Genomic DNA, 1,135 nt, shown 5'->3' with positions numbered 1-1,135 from the left:
CCTGTTACGCTGCTTATCCTGTAGTCTTCCGAGAGTTTAAAATCCGTCGACCTTCCCATTTTTGCAGTTCTTTCGAGGCTCAATCACACGGCCTACTATCTGACTGTCTACGCTTAAACCGTAAGGTTACCCTTAAAGCTCCAAGACTCGCTATTGGTGACCTGGCTAGAGTCTTCCCAAGCAGGATTTCCACCTGCTAAATGACATGACTTAACTTGACGCACTTAAACTATCCTGCCCGTTAGCTTAATGATGCATGTGATCAGATGGATTATCCATTACTGGTTTGTCCCCCATACGAAGTCCTCGTCTTCTTAGAATTGCCACCAAATTTTATCATCTTCTCTCTCTCTCTTGCCCTTGTATAATATCTGTCCGTCTTTTTGAGATTTAATCTCAAATTTTATTGAAAAAGTTTTTTTGAATGAAAAAGTCACTAACCAAGCCTTTAGCCTGTTCATTATTAATTCTATCTTCAATCAAAATTCTAAAATTAATAATTTTTGACTGTGAACTTGTTGCTGTTGTTATAACTAAGTCTTTATTATTCATTACTCTTTCAGCATTTACTAATGATTCTGATATATTATCAAAGTCTGGCTGAGTCTCATTGCATCCGACTAACACGAGGGTAAGAAGTAGGAGTAATATAAAATGTCTCATAAAAGCTCCTTTATTATTAATCTTTACGGGGATTTCATATATAACGGCTATTCTGCGAGCTTTCGCAAAAATTCAATATTTAGAGTATTCGCGAAGTGAGTCGAGTAGAATGTAGGCCTACCATTTTGTAGGTTTGACCTGCAAGCCCTCACAGATCCGTACGTGCCCAATTAAGGCATACGGCTCTTCAAATCATCTTACTGAACAAAGGCCTTAGCCTTGCGTTTCCCATAGATATTCACATAAATGCGGGGTTCCGGTAATGGGTTTCGTTTTAGGAATTGGTTGAAGCTCTCCCAATTGAAGCTTTGTTTCTGGCTTCTGCGGTTTAGCCATTTCATCAACGCCTTTTCTATCTCTCTCTTAAACTTGACTAGATTCGGGTGRTTATCCGTGATCCCATAATATCGGTAATGTCCGGTTAATTTCTTGCGAATCGTTGCCATTAAGATTAAGATTTCCAACTTTTCAT

At 38.7% G+C, this 1,135-nt stretch carries 1 protein-coding gene and 1 pseudogene; both read right to left on the bottom strand.

Features of this window, described 5'->3' with window-relative positions; genetic code table 11:
• Window positions 1–396: 396 nt before the first annotated feature.
• On the bottom strand, window positions 397–663 hold the full coding sequence (locus AC1DWN_RS34170) for a hypothetical protein (protein ID WP_477563251.1): 267 nt from the start codon (window positions 661–663) through the stop codon (window positions 397–399).
• A 197-nt stretch (window positions 664–860) separates the two neighbouring features.
• Window positions 861–1,135 (bottom strand): annotated as a pseudogene (locus AC1DWN_RS34165) (group II intron reverse transcriptase/maturase); the annotation flags it as partial.

The organism is Paenibacillus sp. P4_A7, from assembly GCF_056402455.1.
The sequence above is the reverse complement of the archived record's forward strand: the minus strand, read 5'-3'. Positions and strand labels throughout refer to the sequence as shown.

Bases quoted from the DNA above. Each gene is read 5' to 3' on its own strand.
- AC1DWN_RS34170 (WP_477563251.1), bottom strand. From the start codon at position 663: ATGAGACATTTTATATTACTCCTACTTCTTACCCTCGTGTTAGTCGGA.